The 19,607-nt window shown below is 59.0% G+C and carries 17 protein-coding genes; 4 read left to right on the forward strand and 13 right to left on the reverse strand.

Features of this window, described 5'->3' with window-relative positions; genetic code table 11:
- Window positions 1-2: 2 nt before the first annotated feature.
- From I9H07_RS09680 to I9H07_RS09715, 8 genes are all read right to left on the reverse strand, one after another.
- The gene (locus I9H07_RS09680; RefSeq protein ID WP_236424399.1) at window positions 3-2,909 is read right to left on the reverse strand and encodes a 2Fe-2S iron-sulfur cluster-binding protein; all 2,907 of its coding nucleotides are present in this window, start codon (window positions 2,907-2,909) and stop codon (window positions 3-5) included.
- On the reverse strand, window positions 2,906-3,211 hold the full coding sequence (locus I9H07_RS09685) for a sarcosine oxidase subunit delta (protein WP_236424401.1): 306 nt from the start codon (window positions 3,209-3,211) through the stop codon (window positions 2,906-2,908). The genes I9H07_RS09680 and I9H07_RS09685 overlap by 4 nt, the downstream gene beginning before the upstream one ends.
- Window positions 3,212-3,224: 13 nt before the next feature.
- Entirely contained in the window at window positions 3,225-4,466 is a 1,242-nt protein-coding gene (locus I9H07_RS09690; protein WP_024673617.1) for an FAD-dependent oxidoreductase, read from the reverse strand.
- On the reverse strand, window positions 4,448-5,350 hold the full coding sequence (folD, locus tag I9H07_RS09695) for a bifunctional methylenetetrahydrofolate dehydrogenase/methenyltetrahydrofolate cyclohydrolase FolD (RefSeq protein ID WP_236424403.1): 903 nt from the start codon (window positions 5,348-5,350) through the stop codon (window positions 4,448-4,450). Before folD ends, I9H07_RS09690 begins: the two co-directional genes overlap by 19 nt.
- The gene (gene purU / locus I9H07_RS09700; protein WP_236424406.1) at window positions 5,347-6,216 is read right to left on the reverse strand and encodes a formyltetrahydrofolate deformylase; all 870 of its coding nucleotides are present in this window, start codon (window positions 6,214-6,216) and stop codon (window positions 5,347-5,349) included. The genes folD and purU overlap by 4 nt, the downstream gene beginning before the upstream one ends.
- Before the next feature lie 294 nt (window positions 6,217-6,510).
- Window positions 6,511-7,239, reverse strand: a complete 729-nt coding sequence (locus I9H07_RS09705; RefSeq protein WP_236424408.1) for a DUF4198 domain-containing protein — start codon at window positions 7,237-7,239, stop codon at window positions 6,511-6,513.
- 38 nt (window positions 7,240-7,277) lie between these two features.
- On the reverse strand, window positions 7,278-9,389 hold the full coding sequence (locus I9H07_RS09710) for a TonB-dependent siderophore receptor (protein ID WP_236424409.1): 2,112 nt from the start codon (window positions 9,387-9,389) through the stop codon (window positions 7,278-7,280).
- A 184-nt stretch (window positions 9,390-9,573) separates the two neighbouring features.
- Window positions 9,574-10,875 carry an Nramp family divalent metal transporter gene (locus I9H07_RS09715; RefSeq protein ID WP_024673612.1) on the reverse strand — a complete coding sequence of 434 codons (1,302 nt, stop codon included), beginning with the start codon at window positions 10,873-10,875 and terminating at the stop codon, window positions 9,574-9,576.
- 162 nt (window positions 10,876-11,037) lie between these two features.
- Here I9H07_RS09715 and I9H07_RS09720 point away from each other — a divergent pair, with 162 nt between their 5' ends.
- Window positions 11,038-11,787, forward strand: coding sequence for a carbon-nitrogen hydrolase family protein (locus I9H07_RS09720; protein ID WP_024673611.1), 750 nt, complete (start codon window positions 11,038-11,040; stop codon window positions 11,785-11,787).
- Window positions 11,788-11,793: 6 nt separating this feature from the next.
- Here the strand turns inward: I9H07_RS09720 and I9H07_RS09725 are convergent, their stop codons facing one another.
- From I9H07_RS09725 to I9H07_RS09735, 3 genes are all read right to left on the reverse strand, one after another.
- Window positions 11,794-13,047 carry an MFS transporter gene (locus tag I9H07_RS09725; protein WP_024673610.1) on the reverse strand — a complete coding sequence of 418 codons (1,254 nt, stop codon included), beginning with the start codon at window positions 13,045-13,047 and terminating at the stop codon, window positions 11,794-11,796.
- Window positions 13,048-13,154: 107 nt separating this feature from the next.
- Window positions 13,155-13,337, reverse strand: coding sequence for a DUF1289 domain-containing protein (locus I9H07_RS09730; protein ID WP_058392242.1), 183 nt, complete (start codon window positions 13,335-13,337; stop codon window positions 13,155-13,157).
- 2 nt (window positions 13,338-13,339) lie between these two features.
- On the reverse strand, window positions 13,340-13,711 hold the full coding sequence (locus tag I9H07_RS09735) for a hypothetical protein (RefSeq protein ID WP_058392243.1): 372 nt from the start codon (window positions 13,709-13,711) through the stop codon (window positions 13,340-13,342).
- A 202-nt stretch (window positions 13,712-13,913) separates the two neighbouring features.
- Between I9H07_RS09735 and I9H07_RS09740 the strand changes: the two genes are divergently transcribed.
- Complete coding sequence (locus I9H07_RS09740; protein WP_058823719.1) at window positions 13,914-15,005, forward strand: SMP-30/gluconolactonase/LRE family protein; 1,092 nt, start codon at window positions 13,914-13,916, stop codon at window positions 15,003-15,005.
- Window positions 15,006-15,112: 107 nt separating this feature from the next.
- Complete coding sequence (locus I9H07_RS09745; RefSeq protein ID WP_058823718.1) at window positions 15,113-15,946, forward strand: DUF1206 domain-containing protein; 834 nt, start codon at window positions 15,113-15,115, stop codon at window positions 15,944-15,946.
- 56 nt (window positions 15,947-16,002) lie between these two features.
- On the opposite strand, the gene I9H07_RS09750 is transcribed toward I9H07_RS09745, so the two are convergent.
- Complete coding sequence (locus I9H07_RS09750) at window positions 16,003-16,947, reverse strand: DNA/RNA non-specific endonuclease (protein ID WP_236424411.1); 945 nt, start codon at window positions 16,945-16,947, stop codon at window positions 16,003-16,005.
- Window positions 16,948-17,248: 301 nt separating this feature from the next.
- On the opposite strand from I9H07_RS09750, the gene I9H07_RS09755 reads away from it, so the two are divergent.
- Window positions 17,249-19,045 carry a methyl-accepting chemotaxis protein gene (locus I9H07_RS09755; RefSeq protein WP_236424413.1) on the forward strand — a complete coding sequence of 599 codons (1,797 nt, stop codon included), beginning with the start codon at window positions 17,249-17,251 and terminating at the stop codon, window positions 19,043-19,045.
- 53 nt (window positions 19,046-19,098) lie between these two features.
- Here I9H07_RS09755 and I9H07_RS09760 read toward each other — a convergent pair whose 3' ends face one another.
- A complete protein-coding gene (locus tag I9H07_RS09760; protein ID WP_236424415.1) occupies window positions 19,099-19,470 on the reverse strand; it encodes a PH domain-containing protein in 372 nt (123 codons plus the stop codon).
- Between the last annotated feature and the right edge of the window lie 137 nt (window positions 19,471-19,607).

A 19,607-nucleotide genomic window follows, 5' to 3' on the forward strand; every position in this document is an offset into this window, starting at 1 on the left:
GGTCAGAGCTCCTGACGCTGGTTTTCAGGATCGAAGAAGGGCAGTTTCACGACGGTCGCCTGAACCACCACGCCGTCCTCGACGCGGATCGGAATCTGCTGGCCGGGCGTGCTCTGGTCGAACGCGGCGTACGCCATGCCGATGATCATGTCGAGGGTCTGCGAGTATTCGCAGGAGGTCACGTTACCGCTGATGTCTGGACCTTTGAGCACCAGATGGCCTTCCAGCGGCAGCGGGCTGGCCTTGGGCAGCGTGAAGCCCACCAGCTTGCGCTTCTGCGGCAGCGCTTCGAGGATGTCCACCGAACGACGGCCGACGAAGAACGGCTTGCTGCGGCTGACCGCCCAGCCCATATCGATCTCCGCCGGATGGGTCATGCCATCGGTGTCCTGACTGATGATCACATGGCCTTTTTCCAGACGTAACAGACGCTGGGTCTCGACGCCAAACGGGCGCAGGTCGAACGGTTTGCCCGCTTCGGTCAGCGCATCCCAGAGTTTGAGGGCGTGACGTGCCGGAACGTGGATTTCATAACCGAGTTCGCCGACAAAACCGACCCGCAGCAGTCGCGCCTTGATGCCCGCAACCGTGCCCTGACGGACGCCGAGGTAGGGGAAACCCTCGGCGGACAGGTCAAGATCGCTGCACACCTGTTCCAGCACCTTGCGTGAATCCGGGCCTGCGACGTTGACCGCTGCAATCGCTGCCGTGACGTTGGTGATGTCCACGTTCAGACGCCATTGAGCGTTCCACTTGAGCATCTGCTGGTAGATACGGTCCACGCCGCTGGTGGTGGCGGTGACGTAAAAGTGTTGCTCGGCAAAACGTGCGCACACGCCGTCGTCGATCACCACGCCCTGTTCGTTGGTCATCAGCGCATAGCGCGAGCGACCCACCGGCTGCTTGAGGAACGCGAACGTATACAGGCGGTTGAGCAGTTCGGCGGCATCCGGGCCGCGCACGTCCAGGCCGCCGAGCGTCGAGACGTCGATGATGCCGACCTTGTTGCGCACATGCAGTGCTTCTTGCTGCATGCAGGCATCACGCTGCGATGGTTTGCCGTAGAACGCGGGGCGCTGCCAGATCCCGGCAGGCATCATTTTCGCCCCAGCCTGCACGTGGCGTTGATGCATCGGGGTCTGACGGTACGGGTCGAAAGCGCGACCTGCCACATGGGCCAGCTTCTCGGCCTCGAAAGGCGGACGGGCAGTGGTGACACCGGTTTCGCTGACGCTGCGCCGGGTTGACGCGGCGACCAGTCGTGCGGTCGGCAGCGCCGAGTGACGGCCTTGTGACGGGCCCATGCCGACCGTGGAATAACGTTTGACCAACTGGATGTCGCGATAGCCGATGCGTGTGGCGTTGACGATATCGCGCACCTGCAGGTCTTCGTCGAAATCGACGAAATCCTTGCCCTTGGGATGGGGGAAGATCGGCCAGCTGAAATTGACCTTTGCTTCAGTGCGCAAAGTAGCCGTACTGCCGGTTGTCTCCAGATCCAGCGCCGACGCCACTTTGGCAGCGGCGTTGGTGGCGTCGGTCAGCACGTTGTCCAGCGCGTGATAACCGTTCACCGAACCGGCGATGCCAAGATTCTGCGGCAGGCCGCTGAGGGCGAATTCGGCGTGTTGGTCGTCGTAGGCAAGTTTGCCGCCTGCCTGACAGAGCAATTGATACATCGGCATGTAACCGCCCGACATGCACAGCAGGTCGCAGTCCACCGTGACGCCGTTGCCTGCCACCTCGCCCTGACCAGTGATCTTGCGCAGTTCGGCACCGCTTACATGGCGCATGCCTTTTTCGTGCAGCGCCTCGTAGACCGTAGTGCTCATGTGGCAAACGATGCCGCGTTTCTCCAGCGCGAGCTGTAACCCTCGATCAGCAGGATTGGTGCGCATGTCGGCAACGGCGACTACCTCCACGCCCTGATCGTGCAAATCCAGTGCGGCGAGGTAACCGTCATCGTTGCCAGTCAGCACCACCGCGCGTTTGCCCGGTTTGACTGCGTACAGTTTCATCAGGCGCTGCACGGCGCTGGTCAGCATTACGCCGGGCAGATCGTTGTTACGGAAAATCACTGGCTGATCCAGCGATCCGCTACACACCAGGCATTGCGTGGCGCGTACTTTGTACAGCCGTTTGCCCTGAATCACTGGCAGGTAGTTGTCGGTGAACCAGGCATTGCAGGTGGCTTGCCTGAGCACCTGAATATTGTCATGCGCGGCTACCGCAGCGACCAGTTCGCGGCGCAATTGCTCGGCATGCAGGCCGTCGATATCGAAACGGGCGTAGGTCAGCGAGCCGCCGAGAATCGGCTGCTGTTCGATCAGCAGCACCTTGGCCCCGGCATTGGCGGCGGTCAGCGCGGCCTGCAATCCCGCAGGCCCTGCGCCAATAACGGCCAGATCAGTGAACAGGTAAGCCTTGTCGTAATATTCAGGCTGGAAATTCAGGTCCAGCACGCCGAGGCCTGCCTTCTTGCGAATGATCGGCTCCCAGACCTTCCACATGCCTTTCGGCTTGTAGAACGAGCGGTAGTAGAAGCCCACCGGCATGAATTTCGAGAACTTGCCCAGGTACGCATCCTTGTCGTTGTCCAGCGAACCGTTAAAGTTCTGCCCGCTGGCGCGCAGTCCTTCCTGCAAGGCAAACGTGTCGGCCAGCACATTGGGCTCGTGGGGCAACTGGATCAGGCTGTTGGCGTCCTGCCCGGCCATGGTCAGCGGGCCACGCGGGCGGTGGTATTTGAACGAGCGCGAGAGCAGGAACCGACCGTTGGCCAATAGCGCGCTGGCGATGCTGTCGCCTTGCAGTCCCTGATAGGTTTTGCCGTCGAACGTGAACGTCAGCGGCTGGTTGCGATCGATCAGCAGGCCCATGGGGGCGGGCAGGCGGTCGGGGGGCGTCATCCTGCGATCTCCTTGGCGGGCGCGGCTGTGAAGTCGACCCGGGTGGTGAATACGTCTCGCGGGTCGAAGGTGCGAATGATCTCGTCGCTGCCGGTATGGCGCTCGGCCAGAAACCAGTAGCTGGACGGGTTGTGCATCCACCACTCGCACACCACGCCGAGCGTGTCTTCACTGTTGAACACGTAGTCGGCCCATTCGTTGTCGCTGCAGGTCTGCGGATCGGGCATGGGTTTGAATTCGCCGCCGTAGGTGAACTCGCTGATATTGCGCGGCCCGTTGAGCGGGCAGGTCATGATTTTCATGTGTCGCTCTCCGTCAGTGACTGGCCGCTGTCGCGCCCATTTCGTTGACTTGCTGAAAGGTCGAAAAGCGCTCCAGACCAAACGGTTTGATCAGCTCCGGTACTTTGCCGCCGCTGGCGACCAGCTCGGCCATGGTCTTGCCGCAGATGGGCGTGGCCTTGAAGCCCCAGGTGCCCCAGCCTGCGTCCAGGTAATAGTTCTTCACCGGCGACAGGCCCATGATCGGGCTGTAATCCGGGGTCATGTCAGTGATCCCGGCCCATTGGCGCATCAGTTTGGCGTTGGCCAGAAACGGAAACATCTCTATGGCGTGGGCCAGCAGGCTTTCCTTGAGGTCCAGCGTCGAGCGGCTGTTGAACAGCGGGTACGGATCGGAACCGCCACCAAACACCACTTCGCCACGGCTGGTCTGCTGCACATAGCAGTGCAGGGCCGAGGAACTGACCAGCGGGTCGAGGAAGGGCTTGAAGGGCTGGGTGACCATGGCTTGCAACGGGAAGGTCTGGATCGGCGAGCGGATTCCGGCTTTTTTCATCATCTGCGAGCTCATGCCCGCGACCGCTTGTACGGCGCAGCCGCACCGGATGGTGCCGCGATTGGTTTTGACGGCAGTGATGGCGCCGTTCTCGATCACCAACTCCTGCACTTCGGTCAGTTGATGAATTTCCACGCCACGCTTGGCCGCCTGCTTGGCGTAGCCCCACGCGACCGCGTCGTGCCGCGCGGTGCCGCCGTCGAGGTGCCACAGGCCAGCAAGCACCGGCAGATGACCAGGGTCCAGATTCAGGCTCGGCACCAGCTCGCGGATCTGCTGGCGGTCGATCATCTCGGTACGCCCCCCGAAATGCTTGTTGACCTCGGCCCGCTGGCGGAACGAACGTACGGTGGCATCGGTGTGCGCTAGGGTCAGTTGGCCGCGCTCGGAATACATGATGTTGAAGTCGAATTCGTTGGACAGGCCCTGGAACATCTTCACTGACTCGGCGTAGAACTTCACGCCTTCGCTGGTCAGGTAATTGGAGCGAATCACCGCCGTGTTGCGCGCCGTATTGCCGCCGCCCAGATAGCCTTTTTCCAGCACCGCAATGTTGGTGATGCCGTGGTATTTCGACAGGTAGTAAGCCGTGGCCAGCCCATGACCGCCGCCGCCGATGATGACCACGTCATAAGAGGATTTGAGCTCCTTGGGCGCAGGCAGATCCACCTCGACCGGGTACTCCGGGCTGAGCCCGTATTTCAGTAGATTGAAAGGCATACGGCCTCCGATTGGCTGCGTTGCGCGTGGGCTTGCTGTCTGGCAGCGGTCACTGTGTTCTTCATCAGAAAGGCGATGGTCATCGGGCCGACGCCACCGGGCACGGGCGTGATGGCAGAGGCGACGCCGAGGGCGCTGTCGAAATCGACGTCGCCCACCAGGCGGCTACGGCCCTGGTCCTCAATACGATTGATGCCCACATCGATCACCACCGCGCCGGGCTTCAGCCAGCCGGCATCGATCATGCGCGGCCGACCGACGGCGGCGACGACGATGTCTGCCAATTGGCACAAAGCCTTGGCATCCGTGCTGCGCGAATGCACCACGGTGACCGAGCAGTGCGCCCGCAGCAGCAGGGCGGCCATGGGTTTGCCGATGATATTGGAGCGACCGATGACCACCGCATGTTTGCCGGTCAGATCGCCGCAGGTCTCTTTGAGCAACTGCAGGCAGCCGCTGGGGGTGCACGGCGTCAGCACGTCGCGTCCCTGGCTGAGGCCACCGACGTTTTCACTGTGAAAACCGTCGACGTCCTTGCCTGGGTCAATGGCCTGCAGGGCGAGACTTTCCTCGATATGGGCGGGCAGGGGCAGTTGCAGGAGAATGCCGTTTACCGTGTTGTCAGCGTTCAATTCGGCAATCAACGCCAGTAAGCGTGCCTGGCTGCTGTCGGCCGACAGTCGGTGTTCCAGCGAGCGAATGCCGGCTTCCCTGGCGCGCAGAATCTTGTTGCGCACGTACACTTCGCTGGCCGGGTCATCACCCACCAGAATGACGGCGAGTGCCGGTTCGATGCCGTCATCCTTCAGGTTTTGCACGTCATCCCTGACCTGTTGCAGAACGCGGGCCGCAGCCGCCTTGCCGTCGATGATTCGGGCGCTCATCGGAAGATCACCGTTCGGTCAGTGTTGAGAAACACCCGGTGTTCCAGGTGGTATTTCACCGCCCGGGAAAGCGCGATGGTTTCGTTGTTGCGGCCTGCGGCGACCAGATCATCGGGCAGGTAGACATGATCGACACGCTGCACTTCCTGCTCGATGATCGGACCTTCGTCCAGGTCGCTGGTGACGTAATGCGCGGTGGCGCCGATCAGCTTCACGCCACGCTCGTAAGCCTGGTGATAAGGCTTGGCGCCCTTGAAACCCGGCAGAAACGAGTGATGAATATTGATCGCCCGACCCGCCAGCTGCTTGCACAGGTCGTCAGAGAGAATCTGCATGTAGCGCGCCAGCACCACCAGTTCGGTGCCGGTTTCGTCGACCACTTTCATCAGCGCAGCCTCCTGCGCCACCTTGGTGTCTTTGGTCACAGGCAAGTAGATGAAACGAATACCCTCACGCTCGGCCATGGGTCGCAGGTCCAGGTGATTGGACACGATGGCCGTGATGGTCATGTCCATTTCGCCCTTGTGATGGCGATACAGCAGGTCCGTCAGGCAGTGATCGAACTTGCTCACCATCAGCAGCACGCGCATCGGGCGTCGCGTGTCATGCAGCTCCCATTGCATCGCAAAATCCCTGGCCACAGCGGCTTCGAATCCGGCTTTCAACTGCTGGATATCGCCGTCATGGCTGTCGTTGAAACGGAACACCGCGCGCATGAAAAAGGTGCCGCTGAACTCGTCATCGAACTGGGCCATTTCACCGATGTAGCAGCTGTTGCCAGCCAGGTAGGAAGTCACTGCCGCGACAATGCCGGAGGTCGCCGGGCAGCTGATCTTCAGGATGAAATGGTTCTTTTCGTGTTGCATGGCGTGTCCTCTGGAGGGTGGCGGCAGCTCGGTACAAGGGCGAAAAAGTCAGATACAGAGGTCTATCCCTGGTGAATAAAATTCTCTACAGGAATTTAATATTCTTGAAGGCTGTTTTATAGGCGAAAGGAAATGCAGCGTCCAGAGGTTTCTGGAAACTTTGTTTACTTGAAGGAATATGATGGGTGTCTGGGCGGTCGTCGGATGTCTTCAGGAGGCTGCTGCACAGCCAATTCGACTCTGTTCAGGGAAGGAAACGCCTGGATCAGGCGTTTCTCAATTTCGCAAAGGGGGTCAGTCGTGATGCGCCTCACCGACAAACGTCAGTGAGGTGAACAGGCCTCGCTCGGCAATATCCGCATTGTCCTTGACCGGCAGAGTGACCTCGGCGGCAATGATATTCAGCCCCTCGTTACGCACTATCACCTTGGCCAGGCCTTGGGCGTCGGTTTCGGCGCTGACCACGTCGGGTGCGCTGCGGTAATCGCCGATCAATTTGATACCGGCAGCGGGTTTGCCGTCGAGCAGTACGCGCACCGGTAACGGCTTGCCGACGCCGACTTTCATGGGGTCCGCCTGCGGCACGATGACGAAATTGAGCTTCGAAAACGCTGGGAGGTGCGCGCCTTCTTCATAGATCGCCAGGCTGTATTTGAAGGTATGAATCGAGTCGGTGCCGTTTGGCACTTTGCTGCGGCCTTCGTTGATCCACTTTTTCTCGGCGTTGCGCGTCCACATGCCGTTATCCAGCGCCACGGACATTACCGCAGGCGGCTTGAGCGGTACCAGCCGCGCATGATCCTCAAGGCGTTGCACCGTGACCGGGATCATTTTGCCCTGACGATCGTAAGCCCAGGCACCGCTGACTTTCTGTGCCTTGAAGGCATTGTCTTCCGCGCCGTGGCCGTAAACCACTTCGATATTGCCACGTCGCTGTTCGGTCCACAGCCCGTGGGCGCTGACCTGAGTGGCGAACAGTGCGCTGAGCAGGCCCAGGGTCAGAAAAGGTTTTGCTGCAAGCATGATGAATCCTTAGTACTGGAAGTCGAGTGGGTTTGGGATCAAAGGTTGAGTGTGAGGCTGACCGTGAAATTACGTGGCTCACCGGGCGCGACCCAGTAGTTGCTGTAGGAGCGCTCGTAGTATTTTTCATCGAAAATATTGTTCAGGTTCAGGCCGACTGTGACGTTCTCACTGGCCTTGTAGTGCGCCAGCAGGTCTACGGTCTGATAAGCGGGTAGCTCGAAATCAGTGCCGGACTGCCCTGAGCGGTCGCCGACGTAGGTGTATGCAGCGCCCACGTCCGAGCCGCGCAATACGCCTTCCTGAAACTCATAGACGCTCAGCAAACTGCCGCTGTGTTTGGCAACACCGAGGATGGGGCTGCCTGCCGGGAGGGTCCGGTCACCCTTGGTGACTTCGGCATCGATATAGGCGAACGCCCCGATCACCCGCACGGCGTCAGTGATTTGCCCGGAGAATTGCACATCGACGCCCTGGCTGCGTGCCTTGCCCACTGCGCGATTGGTGTCAGTGCCGGGGTCCAGCGCCAGCACGTTTTCCTTCTCGATATGGAAGGCGGCGAGGGTGGTGCTCAGGCGGTCATCGAACAGCTCGCTCTTGATCCCGGCTTCGTAGCCGACGCCCTGTTCCGGGTCGAAGGTCTTGCCGGCTGCGTCCAGGCCGTTATTGGGCTTGAACGAGGTCGATGCATTGGCGAACAGACCCACCTGCGGAGTGAGCTGATAAAGCAGCCCGGCGCGTTGCGTGAACGCATCCTGACGCTGGCTTGAAGTGGCGTTGGTGGTGAAGTCGTCGACCTGTTGATCGAAATGTTCGTAGCGTGCGCCGATCATGCCGCGCAGTTTGTCGGTAAAGACGATCTGGTCCTGCAGATTCAGCGCACGGCTTTCGATGTGCTCATAGAAGTCGGTGCCGGAGCGTGCGCCGTTGGGCTTTGGCTGGCCATAGACCGGGTGGTAGATGTCGATGGCATAAGGGCTGCCCGCGATAGTCGTGACCCGTTCGTTCTTGCGGTAGTTCTCGTATTCGCTGCCGATCAGCACCTCGTGCTCGACCCCCATGCCTTCGAAACGACCGCGCAATTCCAGCTGGGTGATGCTGTCATGCCAGTTGTTATCGCGTTCGCGATAGCGGCGGTTGACAGTGCGCCCGTCGGCATTCAGCGGGCGCGCCTCGCTGGCAAAGCCTGACATCTCGCCCTGCTTGTAATGGCTTGCCAGACGCAACGACCACACGTCATTGAGCTGATGGTCGAGGGCGAACTGAACCATGTTGTTGTCATTGTCGATGTCGTCGTCCGGTTCGCCGAGGAAGGTTGAGCGGGACACGCCACTCCATTTGTCATTGGGGGCGACTACGCCACGGTCGAAGGTGGATGTATGCCGGACGAATTCGGTTTCCACCAGCAGACTGGTGTCAGGGTTCAGTTGCCAGCTGAAGGACGGCGCGACGAAAACCCTTTTACTCTCGACATGATCGCGAAAACTGTTGTTGTCCTCGACCGCCAGGTTGACCCGCGACAACAGGTTGCCGTCTGCGTCCAGCGGCGTGTTGACGTCCAGCGCAGTGCGGTAGCGATCCCAACTCCCCGCGCTGGTCTGCAAGGTGGTAAATGCTTCGCGCTGGGGCTTTTTGGTCACGATGTTGACCGTGCCGCCTGGATCGCCACGGCCATACAGGCTGGCGGCCGGGCCTTTCAGCACTTCGATACGCTCGATGTTTGCGGCATCTGGCGTCGTCGGATAACCACGGTTGGCGCTGAAACCGTCCTTGTAGAACTCGGACGTGCTGAAGCCACGGATGCTGTACTCGTAAAGCGTCAGGCCGCCGAAGTTGTTCTGCTTCGACACCCCGCCCGCAAACTCCAGTGCACGCTCGACGCTGTTGCTGCCCAGATCCTTGAGCACAGAGGCAGGCACCACGCTGATTGACTGCGGGATGTCCTGGAGCGCGGTATCGGTTTTGGTGGCAGTGGCCGAGCGGGTGGCACGATAGCCCTGAACCGGGCTGGTGGCGGTCTCGTACTGATAGTCGGAGGTGACGTTGATGCTTTCCAGCTCAATGGTCTGTGGCTGTTCTTCCGCGTAACTGTGATTGCCCAATACCCCGATTGCCAAGCCTGCCAGAGACACGATTCTACGAGACGACATGTGAGACTTCCTGATGTTTATTGATATAATATAACATCTCCTTTGAGAATAATTGTTGTTTGTTGATGGCAGGGGGTCGTCGTGGGATCTGTCAGCAGGGCAGCCTGTCCTTTCGGCCAGAGGCGGGCGTGGAAAAAGAAATCATCAAGGGTCCATTCCGGGTAAGGAAATGGACCCTTGTGAGCTACGCCATTAATTCACTCCCCAGTTGAAACGCCACCCACAGTGCCAATCCAGTGGCAAAGGTCAGCGCAATGTTCTCGAACCAGTTGTTGCGGTATTCCTTGCTCAGCAGCGACTTCTGATTGGACATGATCAGCAGCCCCAGCGAAATGACCGGCAGCCCCACGATATTCAGTGCATTGACGCCCAGGGTCAGGGTCACGAAATCCGGCATGCCGGGCAGCGACCAAATCAGTGGGGTCACCAAAATGAACAGCATGAACCACTTGTGCATCGGGTCATTGTGAAACACCTTGCCGTAGCGCTCGCGGCGCTTCGGGCAGATGTGCTGGAAAGCATCAGTGATCAACATCGGAAAGGCGGTGGTCTTGCCTGAAATACTGGCAAACAGCGTGGCGAACACGCCGATGAAAAAGATGTACCAGCCCAGCGGGCCGAAGAATATTTCCAGCGCTTTGCCCAGGTCAGCCAACGTATTGACCTGAATGCCGTTGGGCCGCAGGACTTCGACGCCCACCACCCAGATTGCCAGGTTTATGATGATGCCGACGATCACGGCAAACAGTAGATCGTTACGCTGGATACGCTTGTGTTCGGGGCCGATCCAGCCTTTTTCACGCATCACGTAGGGGTGAACAAAGTTGGCAATGGAACCGGCCACGGCACCGATCACAGAGACCGCCACCAGCAGCGCGCCGTGCACCCCTTCATCAGGCGGAATACTGAAACCGATGGTGCCCTTGATGATGCCGGTGACATCCGGGCCGGACATGATCGCCAGGGTGAGAAACGCCAGGGTCATGATTGCCAGCAATACCTTCATGACGCCTTCGATCATCGTGTAGATATTGCGTCCCACCAGCAGCCACACGGCAATCACCACCGCGACCGAGCAGAGCAGCGGCTGATTGATGTGCAGCAACATGGCCAGCGCCTCACCAGCACCTTTGATCATGTAAGCGTTGATCAGATGGCCCATCAACAACGCATAGCCCAGCATGAACCAGGCGAAGAGCGGGTGCAGTTGCGCATAACCCCCGAGGATGGTCATACCCTGGTTATTGCAGAGCTGGAAGCGGGCGATGATGTTGACGATGAGGAATCTGAGCAGCAGCGAAATCGCCAGCACCCACATCATGGCGTAGCCATAGCTGGCACCTGCCACCGAGGATGTAATCAGATCGCCAGCGCCCAGCCAGGACAGCACGGCGATAATGCCGGGGCCCAATAATTTGGCCAGCTTTTTGAAACGAGGTTCGTCTGCAGACGTAGCGCGTTCTTTGAGCGACGGGGTAAGCGGCATGCGTTGAATCTCCGTTTTTATTGTAATGAGATGTCATTCACTGCCAGTCAAGATAAGACGTCGTACAACATGGGTGGTGGATGAAAATGTAACTGTGTGTGAGCGAAGCGTTGGGCGTCAGTTAATATCCTGCTTGCGACCCTTCTGTCCTCTGGAGAATCAGTGAAATTTCCGATACTCGCCGCAGCCCAGTTTTGTTCCACAAGAGGAAATGTCGAGCAGAACCTCGCCGGGCATTTAGCGTTCATGCAACGTGCGGCTGATTTAGGGGCGACCTACCTGTTGTTTCCCGAGCTGTCACTCACAGGCTACGAACCGGATCTGGCTCGCGAGCTGGCGCTGCTTGCGGACGATCCACGTCTGAAACCGATAATGGCGCTGGCCGTGAAGTTGCGACTGGTGACCACCCTTGGCGTGCCACTCAGGGGCGAGGGCGATACTGTTCTGATCGGCGCACTGACATTCACTGCTCAGGGCCATGTCATCAGCTATGCCAAGCAATACCTGCACCCTGGCGAGGACACGGTGTTCAGTGCCGGAGACGAAGACGGTTATGTGCCGCTTGATCAGCAACGAATCGGTCTGTGCGTGTGTGCCGATTTCACTTGCTGCGAACATGCGCGACGTATGGCAGAAGGTGGTGCGTGGGTGTATGCCGCGAGCGTGCTGATTTCGCCGGGTGGTTTTGAACAGGATGCCGAGTTGCTCGCGGGACACGCCCTGCGTCACCGTTTACCGGTGCTGATGGCCAATCACGGCGGCGCCACTGGCGGCTGGGAGTCGGCAGGGCGCAGCGGCATGTGGGACGAGGCTGGGCGGTGGATCGGCGGGCTGGACGGCGCAGGGCGCGGGCTGGTTATCGCGACCTGCCAGCGCGAGGGCTGGCAGGTTCAAGCGGTCAAGCTGGAATGAGCATCTTCACGTGCTTACGGCATGATCCGGTTTAAGCTCGGGTTTGCTATTGGCGCGCGAAAGCGTCTCCGGCACAGCGAGCCATAACAGCACGAATGCAACGGCCGCAACCCCTGCCAGGGTCAGGAACGCTGCGCTATAGCCCGCCGCGTGCACCACAAAACCGGCCAGGCTGTTGCTCAACGCCGCGCCCAGGCCGAACAGGGTCGACAGCGCGCCAAGACTGACGTTGAAGCGTCCACTGCCCTGGGTCAGATCCTTGACCATCAATGGGAACAGGGCACCGAACAAGCCTGCGCCGATACCATCAAGCATCTGCACCGCCACCAGCCAGTACGGGTCATCGGACAGGGTATAGAGCACTCCACGAATCGGCAGGAATAGAAAACCGGCCAGCAACAGCGGCTTGCGCCCCCAGACATCCGCTTTCATCCCCACCAGCAGCGCCGCCGGGACCATGACCAGTTGCGCAGCAACGATGCACGCCGACGTCAGCGGCGTCGCCATCTGCATGTTGATCTGTGACAGTTTCTGGCTTACCAGCGGCAGCATCGCCGCATTGGCCAGGTGGAACAGCGCGCAGCAGATGCCAAACATCAATAGCGGCTTGTTACTCAGGAGTGCGGCCAGCCCGGAAGGTTGATGACCGCTGGAGTCGTGACTGGCATCGAAGCCGCGCGCAACGTCATGATCAATCGCATCGGCGGAGACAAAACTGATCGCAATAACGCTCGCCAGCGCCATGGCCGCCATCAGATAAAACACCGCAATCGGGCCAAACAGATAGGCAAAGCCGCCTGCCAGCAAGGCTGCACAAGCATTACCCGCGTGGTTGAAGGTCTCGTTGCGCCCGGTACGCCGGGTAAACGCTTTCGGCCCGGTAATGCCCAGCGATATGGCAGCGATGGCGGGTGCGAACACCGAAGCGGCAACGCTGCTCAGCGCCTGGGTCAGGGCGACGAGGGTAAATGACGAGGTAAAGGGCAAAATCAGGCAGCTCAGCGTTACCAGCAACGCCGCCACGCCGATCATCGCGCGCTTGTAGGGCGTGCGGTCGATCAGCGCGCCGGCAGGCGTCTGGGTCAGCAAGCCGGCGATACCGGCGATGGTCATGACCACGCCGATACTTGCCGGGTCCCATTTGTGGACCGCCAGCAGGTAAATCGCCAGGTACGGACCCAGGCCATCGCGCACGTCGGCGAGAAAGAAGTTCAGGCTATCCAGTGACAAGGTATTGCGGCGATCTGCATGGCTGGTCAAGAGTCATATTCCCGTCGTTTGTCAGACCCCAGGTAACCGAGTCATGAAACATTCTGACATGAACTGTTTTCCAGAAGTTTCCTGAGCGCAGGTGAAACTTTCGACTATCAAATACTCTTTTTTTGCAGGCTTTTCATACGCTGGCCGGCACGTTGCACGGCAGCCATCTTCTCCGGGCGTTTCATGCGCTTCCATTTGCGAATGTCATCCTTGGTGCGCCCGCAACTGACGCATAGGTCGCCACTGAGCTGGCACACGGAAATGCACGGGTTTTCGATATCCTTGGCCATCTTCAACCCCGCCTGGTGTATTTGCGCCTGATGCGTTGCTGCCAGTCACCGCCGTTCTCGATGTGGCATTGCTCTTCACAATCGACCTGCACATGCGCCGAGACGTTCGGCACCTTCACCTGCGCCTCTGCGAACGCTTCAGCGGTCAACTCGATCATCCGCTCATCCAGCTCGCGTTCCAGCGCGGCATGCTTGTCTGCCAGCGTATCGAAAACCCAGACCACCTGCAGGCTGGCCGGGAAGGCTGCGTAATCGACCTCGTGAGTCAGCCAGCAAAAACCGGGCAGTTCAGACTTGGCTGTCTCGCAGGCTTGTGTCAGCGCAGTGACCAAAAGGCGCTCGGTACGGGCCTGTTCACGTTTGCTTGAGGGCATCGTAGACCTGGGTGCATAGAAGGTTCGGCTGCGCACGATACCTGATTACCGGATCAGCCCCCAAGACCAAAACCATTCAATCATTCTTGTGTGCCCGTCGCACTCATCTGCCGTGGGTGCGGTCTCAACATCTGGACAGGGCGCAGACCACCCCGTCCAGCAACAACGCTCGGTCCACTATAAAAAACAAGGAAGATGCATTATGGATTTCACCCCCTCAAATACCGTCACCGACCAAAACCGTCGGGGCTTTCTGAAAAAGTCACTGGCTGTTTCGGCAACCGTGGCCGCCATTGGCTCGCTGCCGCGCTTGTCCTTTGCCCAGCCGCTGACCCAGCGCTATCCCGATCCGCTGGTCAGCGCTCTGGATGACAGCTTCATGGACATACGCATTTTCAACGCCAGCGTCGAGAAGCTGGCCAGCGGCATGCGCTGGGCCGAGGGGCCGGTATGGATTGGCGACGGTCGCTATCTGCTGGTCAGCGACATCGCCAATAACCGCATCATGCGCTGGGATGAGGTGACGGGTGAGCTGTCTGTGTACCGCGAGCATTCGAATTTTTCCAACGGCATGTGCCGCGACCGTCAGGGCCGCTTGCTGGTCTGTGAAGGTTCGAGCACCACCAACGAGGGGCGACGTGTAACGCGTACCGAGTACAACGGGCGCATCACCGTGCTGGCCGACAGCTTTGACGGCAAGCCTTTCAACTCTCCCAATGATATCGCCTGTAAACGTGACGGCTCGATCTGGTTCACCGATCCGACCTTTCAGGCCAACAGCGACTACGAAGGTCGCAAGGTCAGGCAGGAGCAGCCGTTCGGGGTCTATCGCATCGACCCTGCGAACGGCACAGTCAGCCGGGTGATCGACGATCTGGCAGGCCCCAACGGGCTGTGCTTTTCGCCGGACGAGAAAACCTTGTATGTGGTCGAAGGTCGTGCAAAACCCAATGGACTCATCTGGGCGATAGCGGTTAATGACGATGGCACGCTTGGCGCTCGGCGCAAGCACATTGAAGGCCTGGAGTACGCGGCCATTGACGGCATCAAGTGCGACGAGAGCGGCAATTTGTGGTGTGGATGGGGTGGTAACGGTGATCCCAGGGCTGATATGGAGAAGCTTGACGGGGTGCGGGTGTTCAATCCGCAAGGTAAAGCCATCGGCCATATCAGCTTGCCGGAGCGCTGCGCCAATGTCTGCTTCGGCGGGCGCGAGGGCAATCGGCTCTTTATGGCCAGCAGCCATTCGCTTTATTCGGTGTTTGTAAATGCTCGCGGAGCCACATTCGCCTGATCGATCAGCGTCAGACGGCGGCGTGCAGTGTGCGCGCCGTCAATTGAGTCGAACCCCTGAGAACATGCCGGGTCTGTTCCTGTAATTACTCTCAGGGATAGTTATTTATGTCGGCGCAACGCGGCCTTGTTTTACTTGCACGAGGCGGTTATGCCGCCCGTGGTGTGGTTTATCTGATTATCGGCCTGTTTGCTGTTCTGGCAGCTCAGGGCTCGTCGCAACCGACTGACAGCCACAGCAGTCTGGAGGCGTTGTTGAGTCAGCCGTTCGGCAACGTGCTGGTCGGGTTGGTGGTGGTCGGTCTTCTGGCCTTCGCGGCCTGGCGAGTGCTGCAAGCCACGCGCGATGTCGACCACCATGGCCGCGAATTCAAGGGGCTGGTGATTCGGGGCGGGCTGCTGGTGGGCGGTTTCACCTACGGGGCGCTGGCGTTGTTCGCGCTTGGCCTACTGGTGAGCGGGCTGAAAAGCTCGGGTGGCTCGGGCGGCAGCCAGACCAAGGACCTGCTGGCTTCGATTTTGTCGTGGGATCACTCCAACCTGCTGGTTTATGTGGTTGCGCTGGTGCCACTGGGGTTGGGCATCGTGCATATCATCAAGGGCTACAAGGCCTCTTTCGAGAAGTATTTCGAGGCTGACGAAGACGTCATGAAGTACGTTCGCCCGGTCTCGCGCTTCGGCCTGATAGCTCGTGGCGTAGCGTTCATTGAAATTGCCGTGTTGCTGGCTGTCAGTGGCTCCAGCTATCAGGCCATGCACCCGCCAGGCATGAAAGACGCGCTCAATGGCTTGCAGGAACTGCCTGCCGGTGGGCTGGTGTTGCTGATCGTGGCGCTGGGGCTGATTGCGTTTTCGGTGTACAGCTTTGCCCAGGCTGCGTGGCGCAAGATCAATATGGATGTACCGAATGCGCCGGACGCGGTCACCCGCCACTTTCGCTGATCGTCTGCAAAAACAGAGGGCTGCGTGACGCTATGGTCGTGCAGCCCTCAAGTACGTCACACCCGAATATCCTGCGGCCCACGGATCTGCGCTTCGATGCGGGTGCCGGTCAGGCGCTCTTCGTTGGAGAAACCGTCGTAAGCGGACAGATCGCCAAAACGAATGCCGGTGAGTTGTTCGATCTGCGCGACGCTGCGTTGCCAGGTTCTGAGCGGGCCGAACATGATGTCCAGCTTACCCAGTTCAGTGGTCTGATCGATCATGTAGGCGCTGGCCGAGGGCTTGCCATCGTCGCCGAGAAATGCCACCACCTTCCAGAACGCTGACGGAATTCTGATATTGCGGTAACTGCGATCGTCGTCACGCAGCACCGGCCCGGTGAACACGGTTACCCGGGATTTCCAGCGTCGTGTGTTATCGAGGATGTAGTCCTCAAGCTCCAGCCAGGTCTTCTGATTGAACGCGCCCATCTGCGGCGAGCAGTTGGTGAAATGGAACGTGTCACCGTTGGCCACTTCGGCTTCCTTGCCCCAATTGGGGTCTTGACGCCTGACCAGATGACCGCGATCCAGCAAATTGTCGGCGTACACGTTTTCGCCGATCTGCGCTTCGGCGGGCAAGCGGCCGTCAAATGACCAGGCGTCCTTGCTGCGTTTGACCTCTACGCTGCTGGCGCCATCGATATTGACGCCGACATAAAGCGCCAAACGCCGGCTGCGCGACATGGTGATGGAAAAGTGCGTGTAATCGAGGCGATTGCCGGTGTTTTCCAGTGGATAGACATCAGGTGCCAGTTCCTCATCTGTAGAAGGCCAGGGCACGATGAAGTCGCCAAGGAAGTCGTCGGCATACCCCTTGCGCTTCTTCAAGTCACTTGCCGGTGTAGTGCGAGGTGCGGCAAGCGCCTGTGGCTCGAGCAATGCGGAGCTGGACGTCAGGGGTTTGAGGTCGGCAAGACGGGGACGGTAAGCGAGGTCGGTGGTTAACTTCTTGTCAGGCACGGTACTTGCTCCTGCGTTAGGCACGAAAGGTGTAACAGTTCACCATAGTCGCGTTACCGGCTCACGTCAGGCGAGGGTGGCCGGACAGCTTTCGCAATCGGTTGATCGTTTTCGTCTTTAATATCAAATAGCCCGGGTCTGCAGTACTCTGCGGCGCATCAGGCGCATCAGGCGCATCAGGCGCCTTGAGCTGTGTGGCTGTAGTTTCAGGCCTGCGCATGGCAATTCATGCGTTAAAGCTTTGGCGTCGACGGGCGTTAACCATCGCATGTGAATCACCTTGCACCCCAGGAGCAGCAGAATGCAGACGTTAAAGGCTTTGTATGAGTCAGTTGAAAGGCAGTTTTTCGACACACTGACCAAGAAGCTATCAAGTCTTTTTCTGCTCGTCCTGGTCAGCGCGCTGCTGTACGGGGTGGCCTTGAGCATTCGCTCCGACATCATGCTGCAATTGCGTGGCACGCAAATGGACGCTGCCGCACTGGGCCAGATACAGGGCCAGCTTGATGCGCTGAGTAACGCCATTCTGCTGAGCACGCTCTTCACGCTGGTGATGGTCAGCTTCATGATCTGGTATTTTCGCCACCTGATCGTGCGCCCGGTCCTGTCCATGACCCGTGCACTGGAAGAGGTCGCCAGCGGCGAGGGCGATCTGTCAAAGGACTTGCCACTGCTCACCCATGATGAAATTCGCGTGCTGGCCAGTACCTGCAACCGCTTTCTGGCCAAACAGCGAGAGGTTATCAGCAGCATTCAGGGGCTGACGGTGCAGATCGCGGTCGAGTCGGCACGCTCGCTGAAAAACATCAGTGATTCCAGTGACAGCGCTACCGATCAGGCGCGCTTTGCCCGTGAAGTCATGGATCAGAGCAACATGGCGGTGGGCAGCATCGAGGATGTTTCGCAGCAGACTCAGGGCATTTCCAGCACCACCGCGCAGAACCTGAGCATGGCCCGTGATTCATACGCCGAACTGCTGGAAGTGACCGGCAACATCAGCCAGATATCCAGCAGTCTCAACGAGTTCGGTACGCTGGTCTCGGGGCTGAATCAGCGTTCATCGAGCATCAAATCCATCGTCGGGCTGATCCAGCAGATTTCTGCCCAAACCAATTTGCTTGCTCTCAATGCGGCGATTGAAGCTGCACGGGCCGGGGAGAGCGGTCGTGGCTTTGCCGTGGTGGCCGACGAGGTGCGTACCCTGGCGCAAAATGTGAGCCGGGCGACTGAAGACATCTCCCGCAACATCGACGCGATGCTGGAGGAAGTCAGTTCCACGCACCAACAGACCATTCAGATCAGCCACAGCGCCCGGGAAACCCAGATGGTGGTGGAGCGCGCCTCAGGTCATTTCGAAAGCATGATCGGCGACTTCGAGTCCACCAATGACAAACTGGCCGATATCGCTGAGCACATCCAGCAGTTCGCCTCCACCAATACTGGCATCAACGAGCGGGTGACGCGGATCTATTCCGACAGCCAGGCCATTGACCAGCGCATGCAACATTCGGCGACGGCGACCCGTGATCTGTCTGGTGTGGCTGAACAGGTGCAGGCGCTACTCGGCCGGTTCGTGCTGGGCCATGGCGAACTGGACGCAGCGATCACCCGTGCCAGCCAGTGCCGTGACATTCTGCAAGTGCGCCTGGCCGAGTTGCACAAACAGGGCGTCAACCTGTTTGATCAAAGCTACAAGCTGATTCCGGGTACCGACCCCAAGCAATACACCACCGGTTACACCGAGCGTTTCGCGCAAGTCTGTCAGGAGGAATGCGACAAGCTGACCAAAGGCACGCGAGGCGGGAAAGTCACGTTCATCGTAGACAGCAAAGGTTATTGCCCGGTCAACAACAGTTGGGTGTCGCAAAAACCGACCGGCAATCGCGAAATCGACCTGCCGGTGTGTCGTAACAAACGCATGTTCGCCGACCCGATCGGCTTGCGTGCAGCGGGTAACAAACAGCGCTTCCTGTTGCAGACTTACTTGCGTGATACCGGCGAGATCATGACCGAAATCGATGTGCCGTTCTTTTTCGAGGGGCGCCACTGGGGCAATTTGCGGATGGGCTTCGATGCGGCTCTGTTGTTGGGCAAGTGACGCAGTGTTCGGGGCAGACAGGCCTGCGCATCTTGCGCAGGCTGGCGTTGCTGTTAGCCCAACAAGTGCTGAGAGATATATCTGGATATCTGCACGACCGACGTCTTGCCGGTGAATTCGAATTTCACCTTGCCGATGGCCGAGAAGTAGATTTCCAGTTCAGAGTCCAGGTCGAAGGTGCCTGACGTTTCAACCGACCATGCCACGATGTTTTTGTACGGCAGGGAAGTGAAGTCTTTCTTGCTGCCGGTCAGGCCCTGAACATTGACCGAAATAATGCGTTTGGTTGTGAACACTACGCCATCGCGCATGGACTTGTAGGCATCAATAACTTCTTCGTTATCCAGTAACAGATCCTTGACCCGCTCTGCATACTCGTCATTCTGCTTGAGTTTGAAGAAGCCCTTGTTATTGAAATCAATCATCTGTCTATCCTTGAATGTTCATGTGGACAAGGCGCGTAAAAGGCGCATGCCCTGCGCCCGGTGGCGGTGCAGAATAGCATCGGTTGCGGCGCTTTATGCTGCAGTCACACAGGAGGATTGTGCCGGACGCACTTGAA

Source organism: Pseudomonas syringae (assembly GCF_023278085.1).
GTDB classification, from domain to species: domain Bacteria; phylum Pseudomonadota; class Gammaproteobacteria; order Pseudomonadales; family Pseudomonadaceae; genus Aquipseudomonas; species Aquipseudomonas syringae_Q.